Genomic DNA, 19,027 nt, shown 5'->3' with positions numbered 1-19,027 from the left:
CGGGGCCCCTTCCTCGTAGGGGTGGGGAGGCCCGGTCAGCCGAGCAGGCCGCCCACCAGCCTGCCGCCTCCGCTGCTGCCGCCTTCCTCGGGGCCGCCACCGCCGCCACCGCCGCCACCACCGGAGGAGGACGTGCCGCCGTCCGACGTGGCGCCGCCCTCGCCGCCGATGGTGCCGCCGCTGGTGGCCGGGCCCGCCGTGGTGCTGGCCGGGGGCTGCTGCGGGGTCGTCCGGCGGGGCGGGGCCTGGCCGGCCGTGGCGCCCTGGGTCGGGGTGGTCGTGGTGCCGCTGACCGTGCCGGACTCGCGGGCGGCGCCGGGTGAGCTGGCCGCGCCGGACGGGCTCGCGCTGGTGCCGCCCCGCGCCGGGGAGCTCGACGAGGCCGACGGGGAGGAGTGCGAGTGGCGCTGCTTGGCGCCCGGGGCGGACGGGAGCGGGGAGCCCGGCTGCTCGTTGCGCGGGGCGTCGCCCGGCCCGGGGGCCGTGACGCGGTCGGCGTCGCGGACGGCGCTGCCGAGCAGGGAGCCGACGAGCAGCGTGGAGCCGATGACGAGGGTGGCGATGACGGTGCCGCGGCGCAGCACGTAGCGGCGCAGGTTCCACAGGGCGGTGCGGGGTCCGAGGCGCCGCCAGGCTCCCGCGGCGAGGCGGCCGTCGACCGAGTAGACCGGGGCGCCCGCGATGATCAGCGGGGACCAGGCGGCGAGGTAGATGATGTCGGGCGCGTCGTAGGCGGGGACGGTCTTCCAGCTGACGGTGAGCAGGAGCGCGGCCGAGAGCAGGGCGCCGAGGACGGCGGCGATCCGCTGCCACAGGCCGAGGACGGTGAGCACACCGACGATGACCTGGGCGAAGGCGATGACGAGCCCGGCGCCGACGGGGTGCTGGAGCGCCCAGTCGCGCATGGGTTCGGCGAGCGCCCACGGGTGCAGCGAGTTCAGCCACTTGACCATGGAGCCGCGCTCGCCGCCGTCGAAGTAGACGGGGTCGCAGAGCTTGCCCATGCCCGCGTAGATGGAGATGAAGCCGAGGAAGACGCGGAGGGGGAGGAGGACGACGCCGAGGTTCATCCGGCGGCCGGGGTAGTAGGCGTGCCGGACGGGGCCGTAGCGCCGGGCGGCGGTCGTCTCGTTCGCCGTCTCCTCGTCACCGCGGGAGCCGCCGAAGCCGTCGTTGCCGTCGAACTCCTCGTCCTCGTAGGAGATTTGCTGAAGCTCGCCGGTCTCCTCGAACGCGGCGCCGGACTGGCGCATCTGCGGCAGGATCCGGGTGCCGGGGCCGCCGCCCTGGCGGCCGATGACGACGGGCGTCTCCTCGGTCGCCTCGCCCGCGTACATCTCGTCGCTGAGGTCGCGGTCCATGTCGACGCGGGGGATGACCTGTGTGGCACCACCGTCGTCCGGCTCGCCCACGCGGCGCGCGGACTGCAGCAGGCCGCTGGCGGCGAGGTCCTGGGCGCCGCGCATGACGACGGGGCGGCGCCGGGCGCCGGGCGTGCCTGCGCCGGTGATGACGGGGATACGGGTGGTCGACGCTTCGGCTCCGGCCATCCCCATGGCGCTCAAGTGCCGTGCGATGTGCGGGAGTTGCGTCTGCTGCGCCCTGGGAAGCTGCACGCGGAAACTCGCGTGGTTGACGATGACCTGCGCCGGGTCGCACGGAACCTTCACCATGCTCAGCGCGGGAGCGTCGTCGAATCCCGACGATTGGTCCCCCGAGGGTGTGCGGGGCGTTCTGGTGTCCACACTCATCTAACCGAGTGATGTGTGTTTAGGACACTGCCTTGACCGCACCGAAATGTCCGGGCCCCGTCAAAGCCGCCGAAGCCGGGGCAAAGGGGCGGGGCCCGGAGCGAACGCGCCGGTCAGGCGCGGCGGCGCGACGCCTCGTACAGCACGACACCGGCGGCGACACCGGCGTTCAGCGACTCGGCGCCGCCCGGCATGGGGATGCGGACGCGGTAGTCGCAGGTCTCGCCGACCAGGCGGGACAGGCCCTTGCCCTCGCTGCCGACCACGATGACGACGGGCCCGGAGAGCGCTTCGAGGTCGCCGACCTCGTGGTCGCCGTCGGCGGCGAGGCCCACGATCGCGACGCCCGCCTTCTTGTACTGCTCCAGGGCGCGCGTCAGGTTGGTGGCGCGGGCGACGGGCGTACGGGCGGCGGCACCGGCCGACGTCTTCCACGCACCGGCGGTCATCCCGGCGGCCCGGCGCTCGGGCACGACCACGCCGTGGCCGCCGAACGCGGAGACGGAGCGGACGACGGCGCCGAGGTTGCGCGGGTCGGTGACGCCGTCGAGGGCGACGATCAGCGGGTCCTGGCCCTCGTCGAAGGCGGCGGCGACGAGGTCCTCCGGGTGCGCGTACTCGTACGGCGGGACCTGGAGTACGAGGCCCTGGTGGTTGAGGCCGTTGGTCATGCGGTCCAGCTCGGGGCGGGGGGCCTCCATGAGGTGGATGCCGCCGCGCTCACCGGCGAGCTGGAGCGCCTCGCGCACGCGCTCGTCGTTGTCGATGAACTGCTGGACGTAGAGGGTGGAGGCGGGCACGCCCTCGCGCAGCGCCTCGACGACCGGGTTGCGGCCGACGACCATCTCGGAGGCCGACTTGGAGCGCGGGCCGCCGGTACGGCTGGTGGGGCGGCGGGCGGCCTGCCTGGCCTGGGCGCCCGCGATGCGGTTCTTCTTGTGGCCCTTGCGCGCCTCGGCGGGCGGGGTGGGGCCCTTGCCTTCGAGACCCTTGCGCCGCTGGCCGCCACTGCCGACCTGCGCGCCCTTCTTGCCGGACATGCGGCGGTTGTTGTTGGCGGCCATGACCTACCTGTTCTCTTACGTCAGTGTGTGCGTCTATGCGTGTACTTCTATGAAGTGTGCCGCCCGACGGCGCGGGCGGCACATCCGGGGGGTCAGCGGGGGCCCAGGCTCCAGCGCGGTCCGCTCGGGCTGTCCTCGATGACGAGCCCGGACTGGCCGAGCTGGTCGCGGATGGCGTCGGCGGTGGCCCAGTCCTTGCGGGCGCGGGCCGATTCACGCTGGTCGAGCACGAGGCGGACGAGGGTGTCGACGACGCCGTGCAGGTCCTCGCCCCGGTCGCTCTCGCCCGCCCAGTGCGGGTCGAGCGGGTCGAGGCCGAGGACGCCGAGCATGGCGCGGACCTCGGCGAGGCGGGCCACGGCGGCTTCCTTGTCGTCGGCGGCGAGCGCCGAGTTCCCCTGCCGGACGGCGGTGTGCACGATGGCGAGCGCCTGCGGGACGCCGAGGTCGTCGTCCATGGCCTCGGCGAACGCGGGCGGCACCTCGTCGGCCGGGTCGACGACGCCGCCCGCCTTCTCGGCGACGCGCTGGATGAAGCCTTCGATACGGGCGAACGCGGACTCGGCCTCGCGCAGCGCGTCCTCGCTGTACTCGATGGTCGAGCGGTAGTGCGGGGTGCCCAGGTAGTACCGCAGGACGATGGGCCGCCAGTGCTTGACCATCTCGGAGACGAGCACGCTGTTGCCCAGCGACTTCGACATCTTCTCGCCGGCCATGGTGACCCAGGAGTTGTGCACCCAGTACTTGGCGAACTCGTCGCCGTACGCCTTGGCCTGCGCGATCTCGTTCTCGTGGTGCGGGAAGATCAGGTCGATGCCGCCGCCGTGGATGTCGAAGGCGGAGCCCAGGTACTTGTGGGCCATCGCCGAGCACTCCAGGTGCCAGCCGGGCCGGCCGCGGCCCCACGGGGTCTCCCAGCTGGGCTCGCCCTCCTTGGCCGCCTTCCACATGGCGAAGTCACGGGGGTCGCGCTTGCCGGTGACGCCTTCCTCCGAGGGCTGGCGCAGGTCGTCGATGTCCTGGTTGGACAGCTCCAGGTAGCCGGGGAAGGAGCGGACGTCGAAGTAGACGTTGCCGTCGGCCTCGTAGGCGTGACCGCGCTCGATGAGGCCGCGCATCATCTCGACCATCTCGGTGATGTGGCCGGTGGCGCGCGGCTCGTACGTGGGCGGCAGGCAACCGAGGGCGGTGTAGGCGTCGTTGAACGCCCGCTCGTTCTCGTACCCGATCGACCACCAGGGGCGGTTCTGCTCGGCCGCCTTCTTGATGATCTTGTCGTCGATGTCCGTCACGTTGCGCACAAACGTCACGTCATAGCCGCGGTACGTGAACCAGCGGCGCATGATGTCGAAGTTCAGGCCCGAACGGATGTGGCCGATGTGCGGGGCCGCCTGCACGGTGGCGCCACACAGGTAGATCGAGACGCAGCCCGGCGTGAGCGGGGAGAAGTCACGAGTCTGCCGGGCGCTGGTGTCGTACAGGCGAATAGTCACCCCTCCAGGGTAGTGGGCCCGGAGGGGTGCCATGGGCCCGCTGATGTCACAGGCCGCCTACGACTTTGCGCGCCCGGACCCGTACGACGACCCGCTCGCCGTCCTGGGCGGAGGCCGGGTTGAACTCCGCGTACTTCTTGCCGGTGTACTTGACGGACAGCTCGTCGATGAGCTCCTGGCCGCCCTCGGTGCTGATCTCGGCGGTGCCGCGGATCTCGGCGTACGTGTACGGGTTGTCGGCGGGCTGCACCACGACCGTCACACGGGGGTCGCGGCGCAGGTTCTTCTCCTTGCGGCGGTCGACGGTCGTGGAGAAGAGGACGTCGTCACCGTCGCGCTTGGCCCAGACCGGGGAGACCTGGGGGCTGCCGTCGGGCTGGATCGTGGCGACGTTGATGAAGACCTTGGTGTCGAGCAGCGCCTTGAGCTCGTCGGACAGGTGGGCGGACATGGCCTCACTCCTCTATGGACGGTGACGGGGATCGCGTACCCGATCCTGCGCCAACACCATGCGGCTGGGCGGCATTTACGTGACCGGAGCGCCCTGATGTCACAAGTCGACCGATTCCCGCCGCCGCCAGCGGCACCGCCGCGAGCGCCGTCCACAGGGCGGGGGCAGGCAGCGAGAGGAGCGCGCCCGTGGCCGCGCTGCCGCCCAGGACGGCGAGTCCGGAGACGGAGGAGAGGGCGCCGGTGGCGAGGCCGAGGTGCCGCTCGTCGACGAGATCGGGGACGAGGCCGCGGGCAGCGGGGACGAGCAGCATCTGGCCGAGAGTGAGCAGGACGACGAGGAGCCCGGCGGGGAGGTAGACGTACGCGCCCCGTCCTGGCAGCCAGGCGACCGCCAGGAACCCGACGGCTACGAGGAGGAGCCCGGCGGTGAGCGCGGTACGCGGCGCGAGCCGCCCCGCCGCCCAGCGGGTGACCGGCAGCTGCACCCCGACGACGAGCAGCGAGGACAGCGCGAACAGCGCGCCGACCCCGTCCTGGGAGCCGGTGGCGCGGGTCAGCTCGACGGGGAGGGCGAGGTAGAGCTGGTTGTACGCGATGAGGTAGCCGCTGTAGGCGAGGCAGAGGGCGAGGAAGCGGGGGCGGGTGAGGACCGAGCGGAGGGCTCCGCCGGCCGGGCCGTCGCCCGTCGCCGCCTTGCCGGGTCCCCTGCGGGGCATCGAGCGGGCGTGGAAGATCAGTACGGCCACGAACACGCATGCGCCCGCCAGGCACGCCGCGCGGAAGCCGGCGAACAGCAGGGCCGTGCCGAGCAGCGGGCCGAGGAAGGCGCCCGCCTGGCCCGCGGCCGAGAACAGGCCCAGGATCTGGGCGCGGGGGATGCCGGTGGCGCGTTCGTGCGCGACCGCCTCGCGGGCCGTCTCCGACTCGACGGCCGGGGAGAACAGCGCAGCGGCGAACCCGACCAGGACGACGGCCCCGATGACGGTGGCCGTGCTGTCGGCGAAGGCCAGCCAGGTGAACCCGGCGATGCGTAGCGCGCAGCCCGTCAGCACGACCGGGCGCGGCCCGAAGCGGTCCGTCAGCGCGCCGCCGACCATGAACAGGCCCTGCTGGCTGAAGGTGCGCAGACCCAGGACCAGGCCGACCGCCCATCCGGCCAGGGCGAGGCTGTCGGTCAGGTGGGCGGCCAGGTAGGGCAGGACCGCGTAGAAGCCGATGTTGAAGGCGAGCTGGGTCGTGGTGAGCAGTTGCAGGTAGGGCGGGATGTCGCGGATCCGGAGCCGGTGGGTGCTCACCGGGGACTCGCCGTGACCGGTCCGGTCGGTCGCCGGGCGCGGTTTCGTCGTGGCTGGTCGCGCCGTTCCCCGCGCCCCTGCGGGGCTGACGCCAGCGCCAAGCAGGCGCCCACGCACGCCAGTGCCAGCGCCGGGGCCAGCACCGACCACGGTGCTCGTTCGGCGTACGGGAGGTTCTCCATCAGGAGGCGGCCCCACTCCGGGGCCGGGGGCTGGGTGCCCAGGCCCAGGAAGCTGAGGGAGGCGAGGGCCAGGGTCGTGGGGGCCAGGCGGAGCGTCGCGTGGCGGGCCACCTGCGGGAGGACGCCGGTCAGGACGTGGTGGCGCAGGATGTGCCAGCGGCCGGCGCCGTGGACGAGCGCCGCCTCCACGTGGCCCGACCCCCGTTCCGTCTCGGCGAGGGCCGCCGTGTGCGCGGCCAGCGGCGCCCAGCCGACCGCCGCGACGGCGACGGCCGCGCCGGTCATGCCCGCGCCGAAGACGCCGGTGACCAGGAGCCCGGCGAGGATCGCGGGCATGGCGTTGGCGACCTCGGTCAGGCCCTTGGTCCAGCGGGCGAGGCCGAGCGCGACGCCGACGACGAAGCACGCCGCGCAGACCGCCGCCGCGACGGCCAGGGTCCGCAGGGCGCCGTGCCCGAGCCGGGCGAGCACGTCGCGGCCGAGCGCGTCCGTGCCGAACGGGTGCGCGGCCGTGGGCGGTGCGAGGCGCGCGGCGAGGTCGACGTGGAGGGCGTCCCGGGTGAGCCCCCAGACGATCACCGCGAGGAGTACGGCGGCCAGGGCGCAGGCCGCGTGGAGCCGTGCGCGTCCGCCGCCGGGGGTGCGGGCCAGGCCCGGGAGCGCGCCCGCCTTCAGCGCGGGGCCGAGCAGCCACCGGCGCAGCAGCCCGACCGTCACGGCCGCCGCCACGCCCAGCGCGAGCAGGACGATGAGGCAGCCCTGGAGGAGGGGCAGGTCGAGGTCGAGCGCTGCGGCGACCGCCGTCCCGCCGAGCCCGGGGATGGCGAAGACCGCCTCGACGGCCGCCGCCGCGCCGGTCAGCCCCACGACGGTGAACCCGGCCTGCGGGAGCACGGCGGGCAGGGCGCGGCGCGCCGCGTGCCGGGCGATGCGGGCGCGGGGCATCCCGCTGGCCCGCCAGGTCCGCACCCAGGGTTCGGCGAACGCGGCGGGCAGCGCGTCCTGCGCGAGCCGCCCGAGGACCGCCCCGGCGGGGATGCCGAGCGCGAGCGCGGGCAGTACGGCGGACGCGGGCGACTGCCAGCCCTGCGCGGGGAACCAGCCGAGCCGCACGGCGAACAGCGTGGCGAGGACGGAGGCGAGCAGGAACTCGGGGAGCGTGGCGAGGACCCCGGCGGCGGCCCCGCTCGGCGGCCGGGTCCGGGTCGTCCCGCGCCGCAGCGTCGGCAGGCACAGGGCGACGGCCAGGGCGACGGCGACCACCATCGCGTACGCCATGAGGGAGAGGGAGACCCCGAAGGCGGCGCCCACATCCGCGCCGACGTCGGCGCCGGTCACCCAGGAGGCGCCCAGGTCACCGTGGACGAGGCCGCGTACCCACTGGCCCAGGAACGTGAAGGGGCCTTCGCCGAGCCCCAGCTGGTCCCGCACCTCCGCGAGCTGTCGCGGTGTCGTGGGCGCGTCGCCGTACCGCGCGTGCAGGACGGTGAGCGCCGGGTCGGTGCGGGTCAGCCAGGGCAGCAGCGCGGTGAGCAGGAGCAGGCCGCCCGCCGCTGCCACGCGTCCGGCGACGACGCTCACGTTCCTCATCGCGCGCGGGTCTCCAGACCGACGAACTGTCGCTCGTAGGGGTCGAGGACGACTCCGCGCACCCCGGCGCCGACGCCCTGCAGATGTTCCTCGTGGACGACGGGAACGGCCGCGTCGGTGCGCAGGATCGCGGCCTCCGCGGCGAGTACGGCTCGCTGCCGCGCGGTGCCGTCGAGCGCGGCGGCCTCGCGCACGGCGGCGTCCACGGCCGGATCGCCGAGCTGGGAGATGTTGAAGCTGCCGCCGCTGGTGAAGTCGGAGGCGAGGTACGAGACGGGGTCGCCGGTGTCGAGCGCGGTGGAGCGCGACATCAGGAAGGCGTCGTAGTCGCCGTCGAGCGCCCCGGACTCCAGGCGCGCGTAGTCCTTGACGACGAGCCGCACGTCGAACCCGGCCCGTTCGAGCTGCTGCTCGAGCGCGGCGGCGACCTCGGGCAGCTCGGCCCGGTTGGTGTAGGTGGCGAGGGTGAGGCGCTGCCCGCGCGGCTTCGCCGCCTTCGCGCGCCCGGTGACGGGGAGCTGCTTGCCGTCGGCCCAGGCGAACCCGGGGCCGAGGAGCCCGGTGGCGCGCTCGGCGTAGCCCTCGTAGACGCTCTTGGCCAGCGCGGACGTGTCGGCGCCGGCGCGGACGGCGGCGCGGAGCCCGGGGTCGGCGAGCGGCCCGGTCCGCGTGTTCAGGTACAGGGTGGTGGTGCGCACGGTGGCGACCTTGCGGGCCCGGCCGCCGAGGATGAGCGCCTGCGCGGCGGGGACGAACTCGGCGAGCTCGATCTGTCCTGAGCGCAGCGCGTTGGAGCGGGCGTTGTTGTCGGCGACGAAGGTCACGTCGACCCCGCGCGCCGCCGCCCTGCCGCGCCAGTGCCCGTCGAAGCGGTCGAGGGTGGCGGAGACGGCACCGTCGAGGTGGGTGAGGGTGAACGGCCCGGTGGCGTGCCCGACGGGATCGACCAACCCGTCCTTGGCGGTCTTCTTCCCGTACGCGGCCGGGGAGAAGACCGCCAAGGACGGGTTCGCGAGCCGGGCGGGCAACAGCGGGTCGGCGGTCCTGGTGGTGATCCGCACGGCCCGCTCCCCCAGCGCCCGCACCTCCAGCTCCGTGTCGCTCAGCACACGCGGCTTCACCTTGGCCCGCCCGGCGGCCCGCAGCGCCCCCACGACGGCCTCGGCGGTGACCCGCTCACCGTCCTGGAACCGGGCGTCCCGCAGCGTGAACTCCCAGGTCGTGGCGTTCGTACGAGTCCACTTCGCGGCCAGGGCCGGATGGATGACGCCGTCGGTGTCCATCCGCGTCAGCCCGTCGACGACCGCGAGCCGGCTGAGAAGGAGACCGTCGTCGCCGTACGGGGACAGGCCCTGGGTCGGCGCGAAGGCGAGGTCGACGGCGATCCGGCCGCCGCGCGCGGTGCCGGTGAACGAGCCGCAGGCGCTGGTGAGCCCGGTCCCGGCCGCCGCGAGGAGGAAGCCGCGGCGGCGCATCACCGGGTGACGGCAGCGACGGGCGCGGGCAGCGGCAGTTCGAAGTGGACGATGCCCTGACCGCCGCCGGGCAGCTCCCGCTCGTCGCAGACCTCGTGCGCGAGGGAGCGCCAGAACGGTTCGGCGCCGGGCACGGCCGGGTCGGTGTGCAGGTAGAGCCGCTCGTAGCCGCCCGCCGTGGCGACGAAGCCGGTCAGCTCGCGTACGAGGTCGCGCGCGAGGCCGTTGCGGCGGTGCCCGGGGCGTACGTAGATGCGGCAGAGCTGGGCGGTGGAGCCGGAGGGGAAGCGGTCGGCGACCCAGCGCGGGTTCGGCGGGGAGGCGGGCCCGCGGTCGCGCACCGCGCCGGTGGCGACGATCTCCCCGCTCGCCACGTGCTCGGCGACGAGCAGGGTGCAGCGCTCGGGGCGCAGATAGGCGGTGGCCGGGTCGATGATGTCGGCGTGCCAGCGCGGCACGTACCCGGAGCGCAGGTCGCGGTAGACGGTGTCCAGCATGACGGCGCGGGCTCCGTCCACGTCGCCGTCCCCGGCCGCGCGGATCTCGTACTCACCCATTGCCTGACACTGCCTTCACGACGACCGACACTTGCCGGTCCACTCTAACTGCAAGCAATGTGCAGTAAGGCGGGCAGGGCGCGGGTGACCTGGATCTATGCGGCCCGGGTATACGCGAACCGGGCCTATGCGGCCTGTACTACGCGGCCTGGGTCTACGCGGCCTGGTCCTTCACCACGAGCGCGGTCGCGATCGCCATGAGCCCTTCGTCACGGCCGGGGAACCCGAGCCCGTCGGTGGTCGCTCCCGACACGGAGACCGGCGCCCCGGCCGCCTCGGAGAGCACCTTCTGCGCCTCGTCGCGCCGCTTGCCGATCTTGGGCCGTGGCCCGACGACCTGGACGGCCACGTTCCCGATGACGAAGCCCGCCTCGCGCACGATCCGCGCGGCCTCGGTGAGCAGCGTGAGGCCGCTCGCCCCCGACCACTCGGGGCGCCCGGTGCCGAAGTGCCGGCCGAGGTCGCCGAGCCCGGCGGCCGAGAACAGCGCGTTGCAGGCGGCGTGCGCGACGACATCCGCGTCGGAGTGTCCGGCGAGACCGGGGCCCTGGCCCTCCCACTTCAGCCCGGCGCACCACAGCTCGCGGCCGTCCTCGAAGGCGTGGATGTCGGTCCCGATGCCGACCTGCGGCAGCACCATCCGCGCCTCCTGGGGAAGGGCCCGCTGCTCAGAACCCATCGTTGGCCCTCCTGCGGGCGAGCACGGCCTCGGCGAGCACCAGGTCGAGCGGCCGGGTCACCTTGAACGCCTCTTCGTGGCCGGGCACGAGCACGACCTGGAGGCCGAGCTTCTCGACCATCCCGGCACAGTCGGTGACGTCGTCCGTGACGGTCTCGTGGGCGCGCACGAGCGTCGCGTACTCGAAGCCCTGCGGCGTCTGCACCGCGCGCAGGCGTGCGCGCGGCGGCGTGGCGACGACAGGCTCCGGGGAGCCGTCGGCGGTCGGCGTGACTTCCTTCACCGTGTCGGTGAGGGGCAGCGCCGGGACCACGGCGGGCGCTCCGTCACGCACGGCCTCGATGACCGCGTCGACCGTGTCGACCGGGACGAGCGGCCGGGCCGCGTCGTGCACGAGCACGATGTCGATACCGGCGGGCAGCGCGTCGAGCCCGAGCTTCACGGACTGCTGGCGCGTCTCACCGCCGGGCACGACAAGGAAGTCGGTCCTCCCCCAGCTACCGCTGGGGGGGCCTCCGGGGAGCGCGTGATCGGCGAGCAGCATCTTGACCTCGGCGGCGCCGTCCGGCGGCGCGACGACCACGACGAGGGAGACCGAACGGGACGCCGCCATCGCGCGCACGGCGTGGATCAGCATCGGTGTGCCGTTCAGCGCGCGGAGCGCTTTGGGGGCGCCAGGACCGAGGCGTACGCCCCGCCCGGCGGCCGGGATCACGGCCGCGGTGCGGGCGCCGCCGGCGACGGGACGCGTTTCGTCAGACATCGGTTCCGTTCAGGTTTGTACGCTCGGGGGTGGTGGGTATGGCCACATCGTGTCGGGCGCGACTTCTTGACCGGACCCTTCCGTGACACTGGTCGAGCCAGCTGTCCGGGCCCGGCACACCCACAAGAACATAGACGGGTACGAACATGCCGCAGCGCCCGGCGACACCATCAGGGTCATCGGGCACCACGGCATTGTTCTACGCGACGGCTGTGCCTGATCAGACTGCGCGAAAGGCTCCGCGTGTCAGTCAGGCTGCGCGTATCAGGACGCGAGAACCTCGTCGAGCAGGGCCTCGGCCTTGTCCTCGTTCGTGTTCTCCGCGAGAGCGAGCTCGCTCACCAGGATCTGGCGAGCCTTGGCGAGCATGCGCTTCTCACCCGCGGACAGTCCGCGCTCGCGCTCACGACGCCACAGGTCACGCACGACTTCCGCGACCTTGATGACATCGCCAGAGGCGAGCTTCTCCAGGTTTGCCTTGTAACGGCGCGACCAGTTCGTGGGCTCCTCGGCATACGGCGCGCGCAGTACCTCGAAGACCCGGTCGAGCCCGTCCTGACCGACCACATCACGCACGCCGACGAACTCCGCATTGTCCGCTGGCACACGTACCGTCAGGTCACCCTGGGCGACCTTCAGCACCAAGTAGGTCTTGTCCACGCCTTTGATCTGGCGAGTTTCGATAGCCTCGATCAGCGCGGCCCCGTGATGGGGATAGACCACGGTGTCGCCAACCTTGAACGTCATGTGACAGGTACCCCTTCCGTGGCTATCCAGGGTAACACGGAAACGGCGGGTTCTGAATGGCGTTTTCGCAGGTCAGGGCATATCTCGGGGCTTGACAACAACAACAGGAACGTGCTGCGGAGGGGTAGCGGAGCACGGTATTCGCAGGTCGGAGCGGCTCTCCGGCGGGCCCGAAACGTCGACGTCACAGACGCCGGAACAGGGCCAGGAGGGGAAGAACGTCCCGTTTTGCGTAGTTCGAAGCGCCGAAGATCCGCTACTCCGTTCGGGTTCACGGAGGTCCGTTCGAGCCGAATCCCCTTGAGATCACCGCGATCACGGAAATTGATCTACGTCATCCCGCCGCGATTCCGTGGGATTCCCGCAGTCGGATGATCGTTTTTCCGAACCGCCATGCATTCCTTACCGGAAATCCCCACGCGCGGGGCGCACAAGGGCGCGGGAAACGTTATGTGAAAGGTGAACGGGGCGCGCGAGAGACGGCGGCCGGTGCGGCTGACCGGGGGCGCGTCCGAGGCCCGGGGGCACGTAGGGGCGGGTCGGGTGCGGCGACCTGGGAACGGCTCGGTAGCCTAAGGCCGCTGACAGTCCCTTAGGACGGCTTTACAACTCGTGGATGCCGTCCGCTTCGCCCACGTTCAAGGAGATGCCGCCGCCGTGAGCAGCAGCCTTCGACGCGGCGCCCTCGCCGCCGCCGCCATCGCGTTCTCGATCGCCTCGCTCGCCGCGTGCGGTGCCGGCAACAACGCCCAGACACTCGAGGTCAAGCCGGACAACGCCGCGACCGCCGTCGGTGACATCAAGATCCAGAACGCCACGGTCATCACGCAGCCGGACCGCGACGCCGACGGCCCGGCCGTCGTCACCGCGACGCTCTTCAACAACGGCTCGACCGACCAGACCCTCGACTCCGTCAAGCTGGACGGCGTCGACACCGCCGCCGAGCTGACCGGCGCCAAGGGCGGCTCGAAGATCACGGTCCCGGCCGGTGAGTCGGTCGTCCTCGGCGGCAAGAACAACGCCTCCGCCGAGCTGCCCAACAGCGACGCCGCGGTCCTCGACGGCAACGCGCAGCTGATCACGTTCGGCTTCAGCAAGACCGGTGACGTGAAGCTGCGCGGCTTCGTCGTGCCGGCCGAGAGCTACTTCGAGAAGTGGGGCCCGACGAAGGCGCCCGCCACGCCGAACGAGGGCACGAAGCCGTCCACGTCGGCCTCTTCCTCCGCCTCCTCCTCGGCGGAGACCGGCACCTCGCCGGAGGCGGGCACGGAGGGCACGTCGAACTCCGCGTCCCCGTCGAACTCGGCGGACGGCAGCGGTGCGGCGGACGAGCAGACGGATTCGTCCGGCCACTGAGCCGCCGCACGAACGCACACGGCTGAGGGCGGGCCCCGGGGATCGGGGCCCGCCCTCAGCCGTGTGCGTTCGGCGCTGATGCGGTTTACGGCTCGAACTTGTAGCCGAGGCCGCGGACCGTCACCAGGTAGCGCGGGGCGCCCGGGTCCGGCTCGATCTTGGCGCGCAGCCGCTTCACATGGACGTCCAGGGTCTTGGTGTCGCCGACGTAGTCCGCGCCCCAGACCCGGTCGATGAGCTGCATACGGGTCAGGACGCGGCCCGCGTTGCGCAGCAGCATCTCCAGGAGGTCGAACTCCTTGAGCGGCAGGTCGACCTTGGAGCCGGAGACCGTGACGACGTGCCGGTCCACGTCCATACGGACCGGGCCCGCCTCCAGAGCCTGCGGGGCGACCTCCTCGGGCTCGCCGCGGCGGCGCAGGACGGCGCGGATGCGGGCGACCAGTTCGCGCGAGGAGAAGGGCTTGGTGACATAGTCGTCGGCTCCTATCTCCAGGCCGACGACCTTGTCGATCTCGCTGTCCTTGGCGGTCACCATGATGACCGGCACGTTCGAGCGGCCGCGCAGCTGGCGGCAGACCTCGGTCCCGGGCAGGCCGGGCAGCATCAGGTCGAGCAGTACGAGGTCGGCGCCGTTGCGCTCGAACTCGTCCAGGCCGTCGGGCCCGGTGGCCGCGATGGCGACCTCGAAGCCTTCCTTGCGGAGCATGTAGGACAGGGCGTCGGAGAAGGACTCCTCGTCCTCGACGACGAGCACTCGGGTCACGGAAGGACCTCCGGGGCGGCGGGGATGGTTTCGTAGGCGGTGGTGGTGCGGTCGGACCCGGGTGCGTCGTCTTCGTCGCGTTCGTCCGTCGGACCAGGTGAGGCTGGGTGGGTTCGCTTCTGCGGGGCGCGGGTCGCGACCGCCTCGGGCAGCCGCAGGGTGAACGTGGAGCCCTGCCCCTCCGAGCTCCACACGGTGACCTCCCCGCCGTGCGAGGCGGCCACGTGCTTGACGATGGCGAGGCCGAGGCCGGTGCCGCCGGTGGCGCGGGAGCGGGCCGGGTCGACGCGGTAGAAGCGCTCGAAGATGCGCTCCTTGTCCTTGTCGGATATGCCGATGCCCTGGTCGGTGACGGCGACCTCGATGAGGTCGCCGCCCGGGGCGGCCACCTGACGGGCGGCTATGCCCACGCGCGTGCGCGCGGGTGAGTAGTTGACCGCGTTCTCGACGAGGTTGCCGAGGGCGGCGGCGAGCTGGCCGCGGTTGCCCCAGATCTGCAGGTCGGCGGTGCCGCCGGCGGCCATGGTGATCTGTTTGGTGGCGGCGGGCTGGCGGCAGCGGTCGATGGCCTCGGCGACGAGTTCGTCGACGCGGACCGGTTCGGCGTCCTCGAGCGGGTCGTCGTTCTGCACCCGGGAGAGGTCGATGAGCTCCTGGACGAGGCTGGTCAGGCGGGTCGCCTCGATCTGCATGCGCCCGGCGAACCGCTCGACGGCCTCGGGATCGTCGGAGGCGTCCATGACGGCTTCCGACAGCAGCGAGAGAGCGCCGACCGGCGTCTTCAGCTCATGGCTCACATTGGCGACGAAGTCGCGCCGTACGGCCTCGATGCGCCGGGCCTCGGTCAGGTCCTCGACGAGGAGCAGCACCAGGCGGGAGCCGAGCGGGGCGACGCGCGCGGAGACCGCGAGGGCGTCGCCGCGGCCGGTGCCGCGCCGGGGCAGGTCCAGCTCGACCTGGCGTATCTCGCCGTCGCGCCGGGTGTCGCGGGCCATCTGCAGCATCGGTTCGACGGCGAGCTTCCCGCCGCGTACGAGGCCGAGGGCGTACGCCGCCGAGCTGGCCTTGACCACGCTGTCCGCCTCGTCGAGGACGACGGCGGAGGAGCGCAGGACGGACAGAACGGTGTCGACGCCGGGCGGAAGGACAGGGTCCGTGTGCAGGGAGGTGCGGGTTGGGCGTTTCTGGTCGCGTTCGCTCCAGCGGAACGCCAGCATGGCGATGACACCGGTGCACACTCCGGCGATCGCTGCCGCTGCGGCGACCGCCGCGTTCACGTCCATGTCTTCAACGATATGCGGCCCGAGCGGGTCCTCCACAGCCGTCCGAGTGGTCGCTCGAACACTCGTCGCCCAGAGTTCACCTTGGATACGGGGTCGGTTCACTTGAGGTGCCGGATTCGGACGCGTACGGGCCTGAACGTGGGACCGTGGGGCTGACCCGGCCCCATGGAGAGCCTCACGTACAGAGAGGGAACGTTCGTATGCGTGACGCGTACCACGAGGAACTTGACTCGATCGGCGAGGGCCTGGTCGAGATGGCCCGCCTTGTCGGGTCGGCGATCGGGCGCGCCACCACGGCCATGCTCGACGCCGACCTGAAGCTCGCCGAGAGCGTGATCGCCGCCGATCAGAAGGTCGACGATCTGCAGCACGACCTGGAGGCGCGGGCCATAGCGCTGCTCGCCCGGCAGCAGCCGGTGGCGACCGATCTGCGGATCGTGGTCACCTCGCTGCGGATGAGCGCGGACCTGGAGCGCAGCGGCGACCTCGCCCAGCACGTCGCCAAGCTGGCCCGGCTCCGCTTCCCAGACCATGCCGTCCCCCACGACCTGCACGCCACCATCCTGGAGATGGGCCAGCTGGCGCAGCGCCTCATGGCGAAGGCGGCGGAGGTCATCATCACCAAGGACGTCGACCTGGCGATGCAGCTGGAGCAGGACGACGACGAGATGGACCTGCTGCACCGCACGCTCTTCCAGCACCTCATGGACGAGAAGTGGAAGCACGGCATCGAGACGGCGGTCGACGTGACGCTGCTCGGCCGCTACTACGAGCGGTTCGCGGATCATGCGGTGTCGGTGGCGAAGCGGGTGGTGTATCTGGTGACGGGGGAACACGCGGACGTGCAGTCGTCGTCGGCGGGGTCCTCTGTGGTGACGGCGGTGGAGACGGCCTGAGATCCGGTTGTCTCCGGATGACGGGGCCCCGCAGGCGCGGTTGTGCGGGGCCCCCGATCTACTGGGCCGTGTCTTACCTGTCCTACCTGTCTTACCCGTCCTACCTGTCTGATCCGGGTGGTCGGTCAGCCGCAGCAGCCGCCGCACTGGCAAGGGGCGCCCGACTGGCAGCCACAACCGCAGCCCGAGCCGCAGCCACAGGCCCCGAGCAGCACCAGCCGGGGTGCCGGGCGGGGGGCTGGGGTGGCGGCGGACGCTTCGGGTGTCCGGTCGGGCCTGGGGGACTCGGCAGCCATGGGCTTCCCTCCTGAATGCGAATGCTCAACGGGTCTGTACCTATTGCATGCCCGGAGGGACGGGCGCATCAACGGCGCATACGCGCGCGAAGGTGCAGCGGAAACGCGTTGGCGGTCGCGCGGCCACCGGATCTACGGTGCGACGGTGACTGACGTGATCGTCCTGAACGGCGGCTCCAGCTCTGGCAAGTCGGGAATCGCCCGCTGCCTCCAGTCCGTGCTTCCTGACGCCTGGCTGACTCTGGGCACGGACACCCTGATCGAAGCGATGCCGGCATCGGGAGCAGGCATCGACCTCGCCCCCGACGGCTCGGTGACGGTGGGCCCGGCCTTCCGCGAGCTGGAGCGGGCGTGGATCGCGGGCGTGGCGGCGATGGCTGCGGCCGGGGCGAAGGTGGTGGTGGACGAAGTCTTTCTGGGCGGCGCGGAGTCCCAGTGCCGCTGGCGCACTGCCCTGCACGGCCTGGACGTGCTCTGGGTGGGAGTCCGCTGCGACGCGGAGACGGCGGCGGCCCGAGAGGTGGCCCGGGGCAATCGCATCACCGGCATGGCGGCGCAGCAGGCGGAGCTGGTGCACAAGGGCGTGACGTACGACGTGGTGGTCGACACGACCCGGACGGAGGCGCTGGACTGCGCCCGGGAGATCGCACGCCACGTCCCCTGAACCCCGTCAGTTCGCGTGCGGCCGCCCGTCCCGGACCCACGTCACGACGGTGAGCGCGGCGGTGACGTACATCAGGACACTGAAGGTGGCCACGGACTCGACGTACTGCTCGTATCCGCCCGCCCGCAACTGAAGCGCGAGGGCACCGAGTGCTGTCCCGAGCGCGGCGGTCGCGGTGGCCATGGCGACGAACGGGCCTTTCGTCATCGACACTTCCCCCAAGCAAGAAGACGGTTGGTCCCGAACGAGGTTACATGCAAGGGGCATTGAGCCGCCTGTGGTCTTCGGGCACGGCGCCACATCCGCGTCCTTGCTGATCGGGGCCTCAGTGCTCACGCCTCGAAGTCGTACTCCAGGATGTAGGAGGCGGCGTCCAGCGTCATCTCGTTGATCTCGACGGGGCGGCCCTCGGCCGTGTACGCGGTGCGGCAGACGAGAAAGACCGGTGTCCCAGTGGACATGCTCAGCTGTGTCGCCTCGTCCTTCGAGGGCATCCGTGAGCGGATCTCCTCACGGAAGTGCACCGGCTCGTAGCCGAGTTCAGCGAGCCTGGCGAACGTCCCGCCCGGCCCGGTGTCCTCCTGGGTGATCGCGGTTCCGGCCACCAGGGACGACGGAAGGTAACTCGTCGCCAGCAGTACGGGCTTGCCGTCCAGCACGAAGCGCCGGCGCCTCACGCACACCGTTTCCTCGGCGTCCAGGTCGAGGACGGGGCCGACGTGTTCGGGCGCGACCTCGTCCGACACCCTTACCTGGTCCACCTCCAGGTCACGGTCCTCGATATCCGCCGACCAGATGGAACGGCCGTTGCCCCACTGCTGTTGAGCCAGCCGCTGGATGCCTCGGCGGCGAAGCGGGCGGTATTCCCGGACGAACACACCGGCACCCTTACGGGCTTCGGCGACACCCTCGTCCCGAAGCACACCCAGGGCCTGGCGTGCCGTCATGCGGGCCACGCCGTACGTGGCCATGAGGTCGTTCTCCCCCGGGAGCCGATCACCGGGACCGTACTCGCCCGACTGGACCGCCTCACGCAGAGCGTCCGCGATCCGCTGGTACTTGGGCCGACGGTCGTGGTCGGTGTTGGCCATCCCACGGACCTCCTCTCCTCTCTAGACACCTTAGGCCACGGGTTGGCCGATTGCTCGCTGCGCGTAGCCGCACCGCTCGCCACATCAGAGCCCCTTGCCCTCTCTAGAGATGTACGCCACAGTGGGACATGTCTAGAGAGGCTGCGCAGCGGCCTTCGCTAAGGGACAGGGGTCTGAATGCCATCGTTCGAGCTCGATCCTCCCCGCGCAGAACACCCGTGCCTCGGCGCGATGGCGCTGCACCCTGTCGCGGAATCCGTGCCTCGGGCCCGGCGCTGGTTCCGGAAGTTCATCGCCCCGCACGACGAGGGCTGCCCGGTCGACGACTGCGTTCTCCTGATCTCGGAACTGGTGACCAACGCCGTCGTCCACGGCAGGTCGGACGAGCCCTGGGTCGTCCGGGTGCGGTGGTTCCGCGAAGGGACTTCCCTGCGCGTCGAGGTGCACAACCCGGGACTGCCGGGCAACGTTCAGCTCAGACGCCCCGACGCCGACGACTCGCACGGCCGCGGACTACTCCTGGTCGACGCCATCGCCGACTCATGGCACTCGGGCAGCAGCCGCTTCGGCGGCACGGTGGCCTCCTTCGAGATGGCCGGCGCCTGGCCGTCCTGAGAGCGGCCTCC

Annotated in this window: 19 protein-coding genes; 4 read left to right on the top strand and 15 right to left on the bottom strand. The window is 72.0% G+C overall.

Annotated elements, in window-relative coordinates; all coding sequences use genetic code 11:
- Positions 1-35: 35 nt before the first annotated feature.
- From ACH4RC_RS35965 to ACH4RC_RS35915, 11 genes are all read right to left on the bottom strand, one after another.
- A complete protein-coding gene (locus ACH4RC_RS35965; RefSeq protein ID WP_398208407.1) occupies positions 36-1,745 on the bottom strand; it encodes a DoxX family protein in 1,710 nt (569 codons plus the stop codon).
- A gap of 119 nt (positions 1,746-1,864) precedes the next feature.
- On the bottom strand, positions 1,865-2,815 hold the full coding sequence (rlmB, locus tag ACH4RC_RS35960; protein WP_398208338.1) for a 23S rRNA (guanosine(2251)-2'-O)-methyltransferase RlmB: 951 nt from the start codon (positions 2,813-2,815) through the stop codon (positions 1,865-1,867).
- Between the two features lie 92 nt (positions 2,816-2,907).
- Positions 2,908-4,308, bottom strand: a complete 1,401-nt coding sequence (gene cysS, locus ACH4RC_RS35955) for a cysteine--tRNA ligase (RefSeq protein ID WP_398208337.1) — start codon at positions 4,306-4,308, stop codon at positions 2,908-2,910.
- 46 nt (positions 4,309-4,354) lie between these two features.
- The gene (locus ACH4RC_RS35950; protein ID WP_398208335.1) at positions 4,355-4,759 is read right to left on the bottom strand and encodes a PPOX class F420-dependent oxidoreductase; all 405 of its coding nucleotides are present in this window, start codon (positions 4,757-4,759) and stop codon (positions 4,355-4,357) included.
- Positions 4,760-4,763: 4 nt separating this feature from the next.
- Complete coding sequence (locus ACH4RC_RS35945; RefSeq protein WP_398208334.1) at positions 4,764-6,056, bottom strand: MDR family MFS transporter; 1,293 nt, start codon at positions 6,054-6,056, stop codon at positions 4,764-4,766.
- A complete protein-coding gene (locus ACH4RC_RS35940; protein WP_398208333.1) occupies positions 6,053-7,828 on the bottom strand; it encodes an ABC transporter permease subunit in 1,776 nt (591 codons plus the stop codon). The genes ACH4RC_RS35945 and ACH4RC_RS35940 overlap by 4 nt, the downstream gene beginning before the upstream one ends.
- Positions 7,825-9,303 carry an ABC transporter substrate-binding protein gene (locus ACH4RC_RS35935; protein WP_398208405.1) on the bottom strand — a complete coding sequence of 493 codons (1,479 nt, stop codon included), beginning with the start codon at positions 9,301-9,303 and terminating at the stop codon, positions 7,825-7,827. Before ACH4RC_RS35935 ends, ACH4RC_RS35940 begins: the two co-directional genes overlap by 4 nt.
- Positions 9,303-9,860: a GNAT family N-acetyltransferase gene (locus ACH4RC_RS35930; RefSeq protein ID WP_398208331.1), complete on the bottom strand. Its 558-nt coding sequence runs from the start codon at positions 9,858-9,860 to the stop codon at positions 9,303-9,305. Before ACH4RC_RS35930 ends, ACH4RC_RS35935 begins: the two co-directional genes overlap by 1 nt.
- Positions 9,861-10,014: 154 nt before the next feature.
- Positions 10,015-10,539 (bottom strand): 2-C-methyl-D-erythritol 2,4-cyclodiphosphate synthase, encoded by a 525-nt coding sequence (ispF, locus tag ACH4RC_RS35925; protein ID WP_398208330.1) that lies wholly within the window; start codon positions 10,537-10,539, stop codon positions 10,015-10,017.
- Positions 10,529-11,302 (bottom strand): 2-C-methyl-D-erythritol 4-phosphate cytidylyltransferase, encoded by a 774-nt coding sequence (gene ispD / locus ACH4RC_RS35920; protein ID WP_398208328.1) that lies wholly within the window; start codon positions 11,300-11,302, stop codon positions 10,529-10,531. Before ispD ends, ispF begins: the two co-directional genes overlap by 11 nt.
- Positions 11,303-11,566: 264 nt before the next feature.
- Complete coding sequence (locus ACH4RC_RS35915; protein WP_003953493.1) at positions 11,567-12,049, bottom strand: CarD family transcriptional regulator; 483 nt, start codon at positions 12,047-12,049, stop codon at positions 11,567-11,569.
- 657 nt (positions 12,050-12,706) lie between these two features.
- Here ACH4RC_RS35915 and ACH4RC_RS35910 point away from each other — a divergent pair.
- Complete coding sequence (locus ACH4RC_RS35910) at positions 12,707-13,405, top strand: DUF461 domain-containing protein (protein ID WP_398208327.1); 699 nt, start codon at positions 12,707-12,709, stop codon at positions 13,403-13,405.
- Positions 13,406-13,490: 85 nt separating this feature from the next.
- Here the strand turns inward: ACH4RC_RS35910 and ACH4RC_RS35905 are convergent, their stop codons facing one another.
- Positions 13,491-14,171 carry a response regulator transcription factor gene (locus tag ACH4RC_RS35905; protein ID WP_018527980.1) on the bottom strand — a complete coding sequence of 227 codons (681 nt, stop codon included), beginning with the start codon at positions 14,169-14,171 and terminating at the stop codon, positions 13,491-13,493.
- Positions 14,168-15,454: a sensor histidine kinase gene (locus ACH4RC_RS35900; protein WP_398208325.1), complete on the bottom strand. Its 1,287-nt coding sequence runs from the start codon at positions 15,452-15,454 to the stop codon at positions 14,168-14,170. Before ACH4RC_RS35900 ends, ACH4RC_RS35905 begins: the two co-directional genes overlap by 4 nt.
- 200 nt (positions 15,455-15,654) lie before the next feature.
- On the opposite strand from ACH4RC_RS35900, the gene phoU reads away from it, so the two are divergent.
- Both phoU and cpt read left to right on the top strand, forming a co-directional pair.
- Positions 15,655-16,350: a phosphate signaling complex protein PhoU gene (gene phoU, locus ACH4RC_RS35895; protein ID WP_398208324.1), complete on the top strand. Its 696-nt coding sequence runs from the start codon at positions 15,655-15,657 to the stop codon at positions 16,348-16,350.
- A gap of 450 nt (positions 16,351-16,800) precedes the next feature.
- Entirely contained in the window at positions 16,801-17,310 is a 510-nt protein-coding gene (cpt, locus tag ACH4RC_RS35890) for a chloramphenicol phosphotransferase CPT (RefSeq protein WP_398208403.1), read from the top strand.
- Between the two features lie 6 nt (positions 17,311-17,316).
- Here the strand turns inward: cpt and ACH4RC_RS35885 are convergent, their stop codons facing one another.
- Together ACH4RC_RS35885 and ACH4RC_RS35880 are read right to left on the bottom strand one after the other, a co-directional pair.
- A complete protein-coding gene (locus tag ACH4RC_RS35885) occupies positions 17,317-17,517 on the bottom strand; it encodes an SCO3870 family protein (protein ID WP_398208322.1) in 201 nt (66 codons plus the stop codon).
- 125 nt (positions 17,518-17,642) lie between these two features.
- On the bottom strand, positions 17,643-18,401 hold the full coding sequence (locus ACH4RC_RS35880) for a GntR family transcriptional regulator (RefSeq protein WP_398208320.1): 759 nt from the start codon (positions 18,399-18,401) through the stop codon (positions 17,643-17,645).
- Positions 18,402-18,632: 231 nt separating this feature from the next.
- Between ACH4RC_RS35880 and ACH4RC_RS35875 the strand changes: the two genes are divergently transcribed.
- Positions 18,633-19,016, top strand: coding sequence for an ATP-binding protein (locus ACH4RC_RS35875; RefSeq protein WP_398208319.1), 384 nt, complete (start codon positions 18,633-18,635; stop codon positions 19,014-19,016).
- Positions 19,017-19,027: the final 11 nt, after the last annotated feature.

The sequence above is a fragment of the Streptomyces sp. NPDC016845 genome, from assembly GCF_044332585.1.
Lineage (GTDB): Bacteria > Actinomycetota > Actinomycetes > Streptomycetales > Streptomycetaceae > Streptomyces.
Note: the sequence above shows the minus strand (reverse complement) of the source record. Positions and strands in the feature narration are given on the sequence as shown.

What these genes read in the sequence shown, in the direction of transcription:
- rlmB (WP_398208338.1), bottom strand. Translation starts at nt 2,815, where the DNA reads ATGGCCGCCAACAACAACCGCCGCATGTCCGGCAAGAAGGGCGCGCAG.
- ACH4RC_RS35950 (WP_398208335.1), bottom strand. Translation starts at nt 4,759, where the DNA reads ATGTCCGCCCACCTGTCCGACGAGCTCAAGGCGCTGCTCGACACCAAG.
- ACH4RC_RS35940 (WP_398208333.1), bottom strand. Translation starts at nt 7,828, where the DNA reads ATGAGGAACGTGAGCGTCGTCGCCGGACGCGTGGCAGCGGCGGGCGGC.
- ACH4RC_RS35935 (WP_398208405.1), bottom strand. Translation starts at nt 9,303, where the DNA reads ATGCGCCGCCGCGGCTTCCTCCTCGCGGCGGCCGGGACCGGGCTCACC.
- ACH4RC_RS35930 (WP_398208331.1), bottom strand. Translation starts at nt 9,860, where the DNA reads ATGGGTGAGTACGAGATCCGCGCGGCCGGGGACGGCGACGTGGACGGA.
- ispF (WP_398208330.1), bottom strand. Translation starts at nt 10,539, where the DNA reads ATGGGTTCTGAGCAGCGGGCCCTTCCCCAGGAGGCGCGGATGGTGCTG.
- ispD (WP_398208328.1), bottom strand. Translation starts at nt 11,302, where the DNA reads ATGTCTGACGAAACGCGTCCCGTCGCCGGCGGCGCCCGCACCGCGGCC.
- ACH4RC_RS35915 (WP_003953493.1), bottom strand. Translation starts at nt 12,049, where the DNA reads ATGACGTTCAAGGTTGGCGACACCGTGGTCTATCCCCATCACGGGGCC.
- ACH4RC_RS35900 (WP_398208325.1), bottom strand. Translation starts at nt 15,454, where the DNA reads ATGGACGTGAACGCGGCGGTCGCCGCAGCGGCAGCGATCGCCGGAGTG.
- phoU (WP_398208324.1), top strand. Translation starts at nt 15,655, where the DNA reads ATGCGTGACGCGTACCACGAGGAACTTGACTCGATCGGCGAGGGCCTG.
- ACH4RC_RS35885 (WP_398208322.1), bottom strand. Translation starts at nt 17,517, where the DNA reads ATGACGAAAGGCCCGTTCGTCGCCATGGCCACCGCGACCGCCGCGCTC.
- ACH4RC_RS35880 (WP_398208320.1), bottom strand. Translation starts at nt 18,401, where the DNA reads ATGGCCAACACCGACCACGACCGTCGGCCCAAGTACCAGCGGATCGCG.
- ACH4RC_RS35875 (WP_398208319.1), top strand. Translation starts at nt 18,633, where the DNA reads ATGGCGCTGCACCCTGTCGCGGAATCCGTGCCTCGGGCCCGGCGCTGG.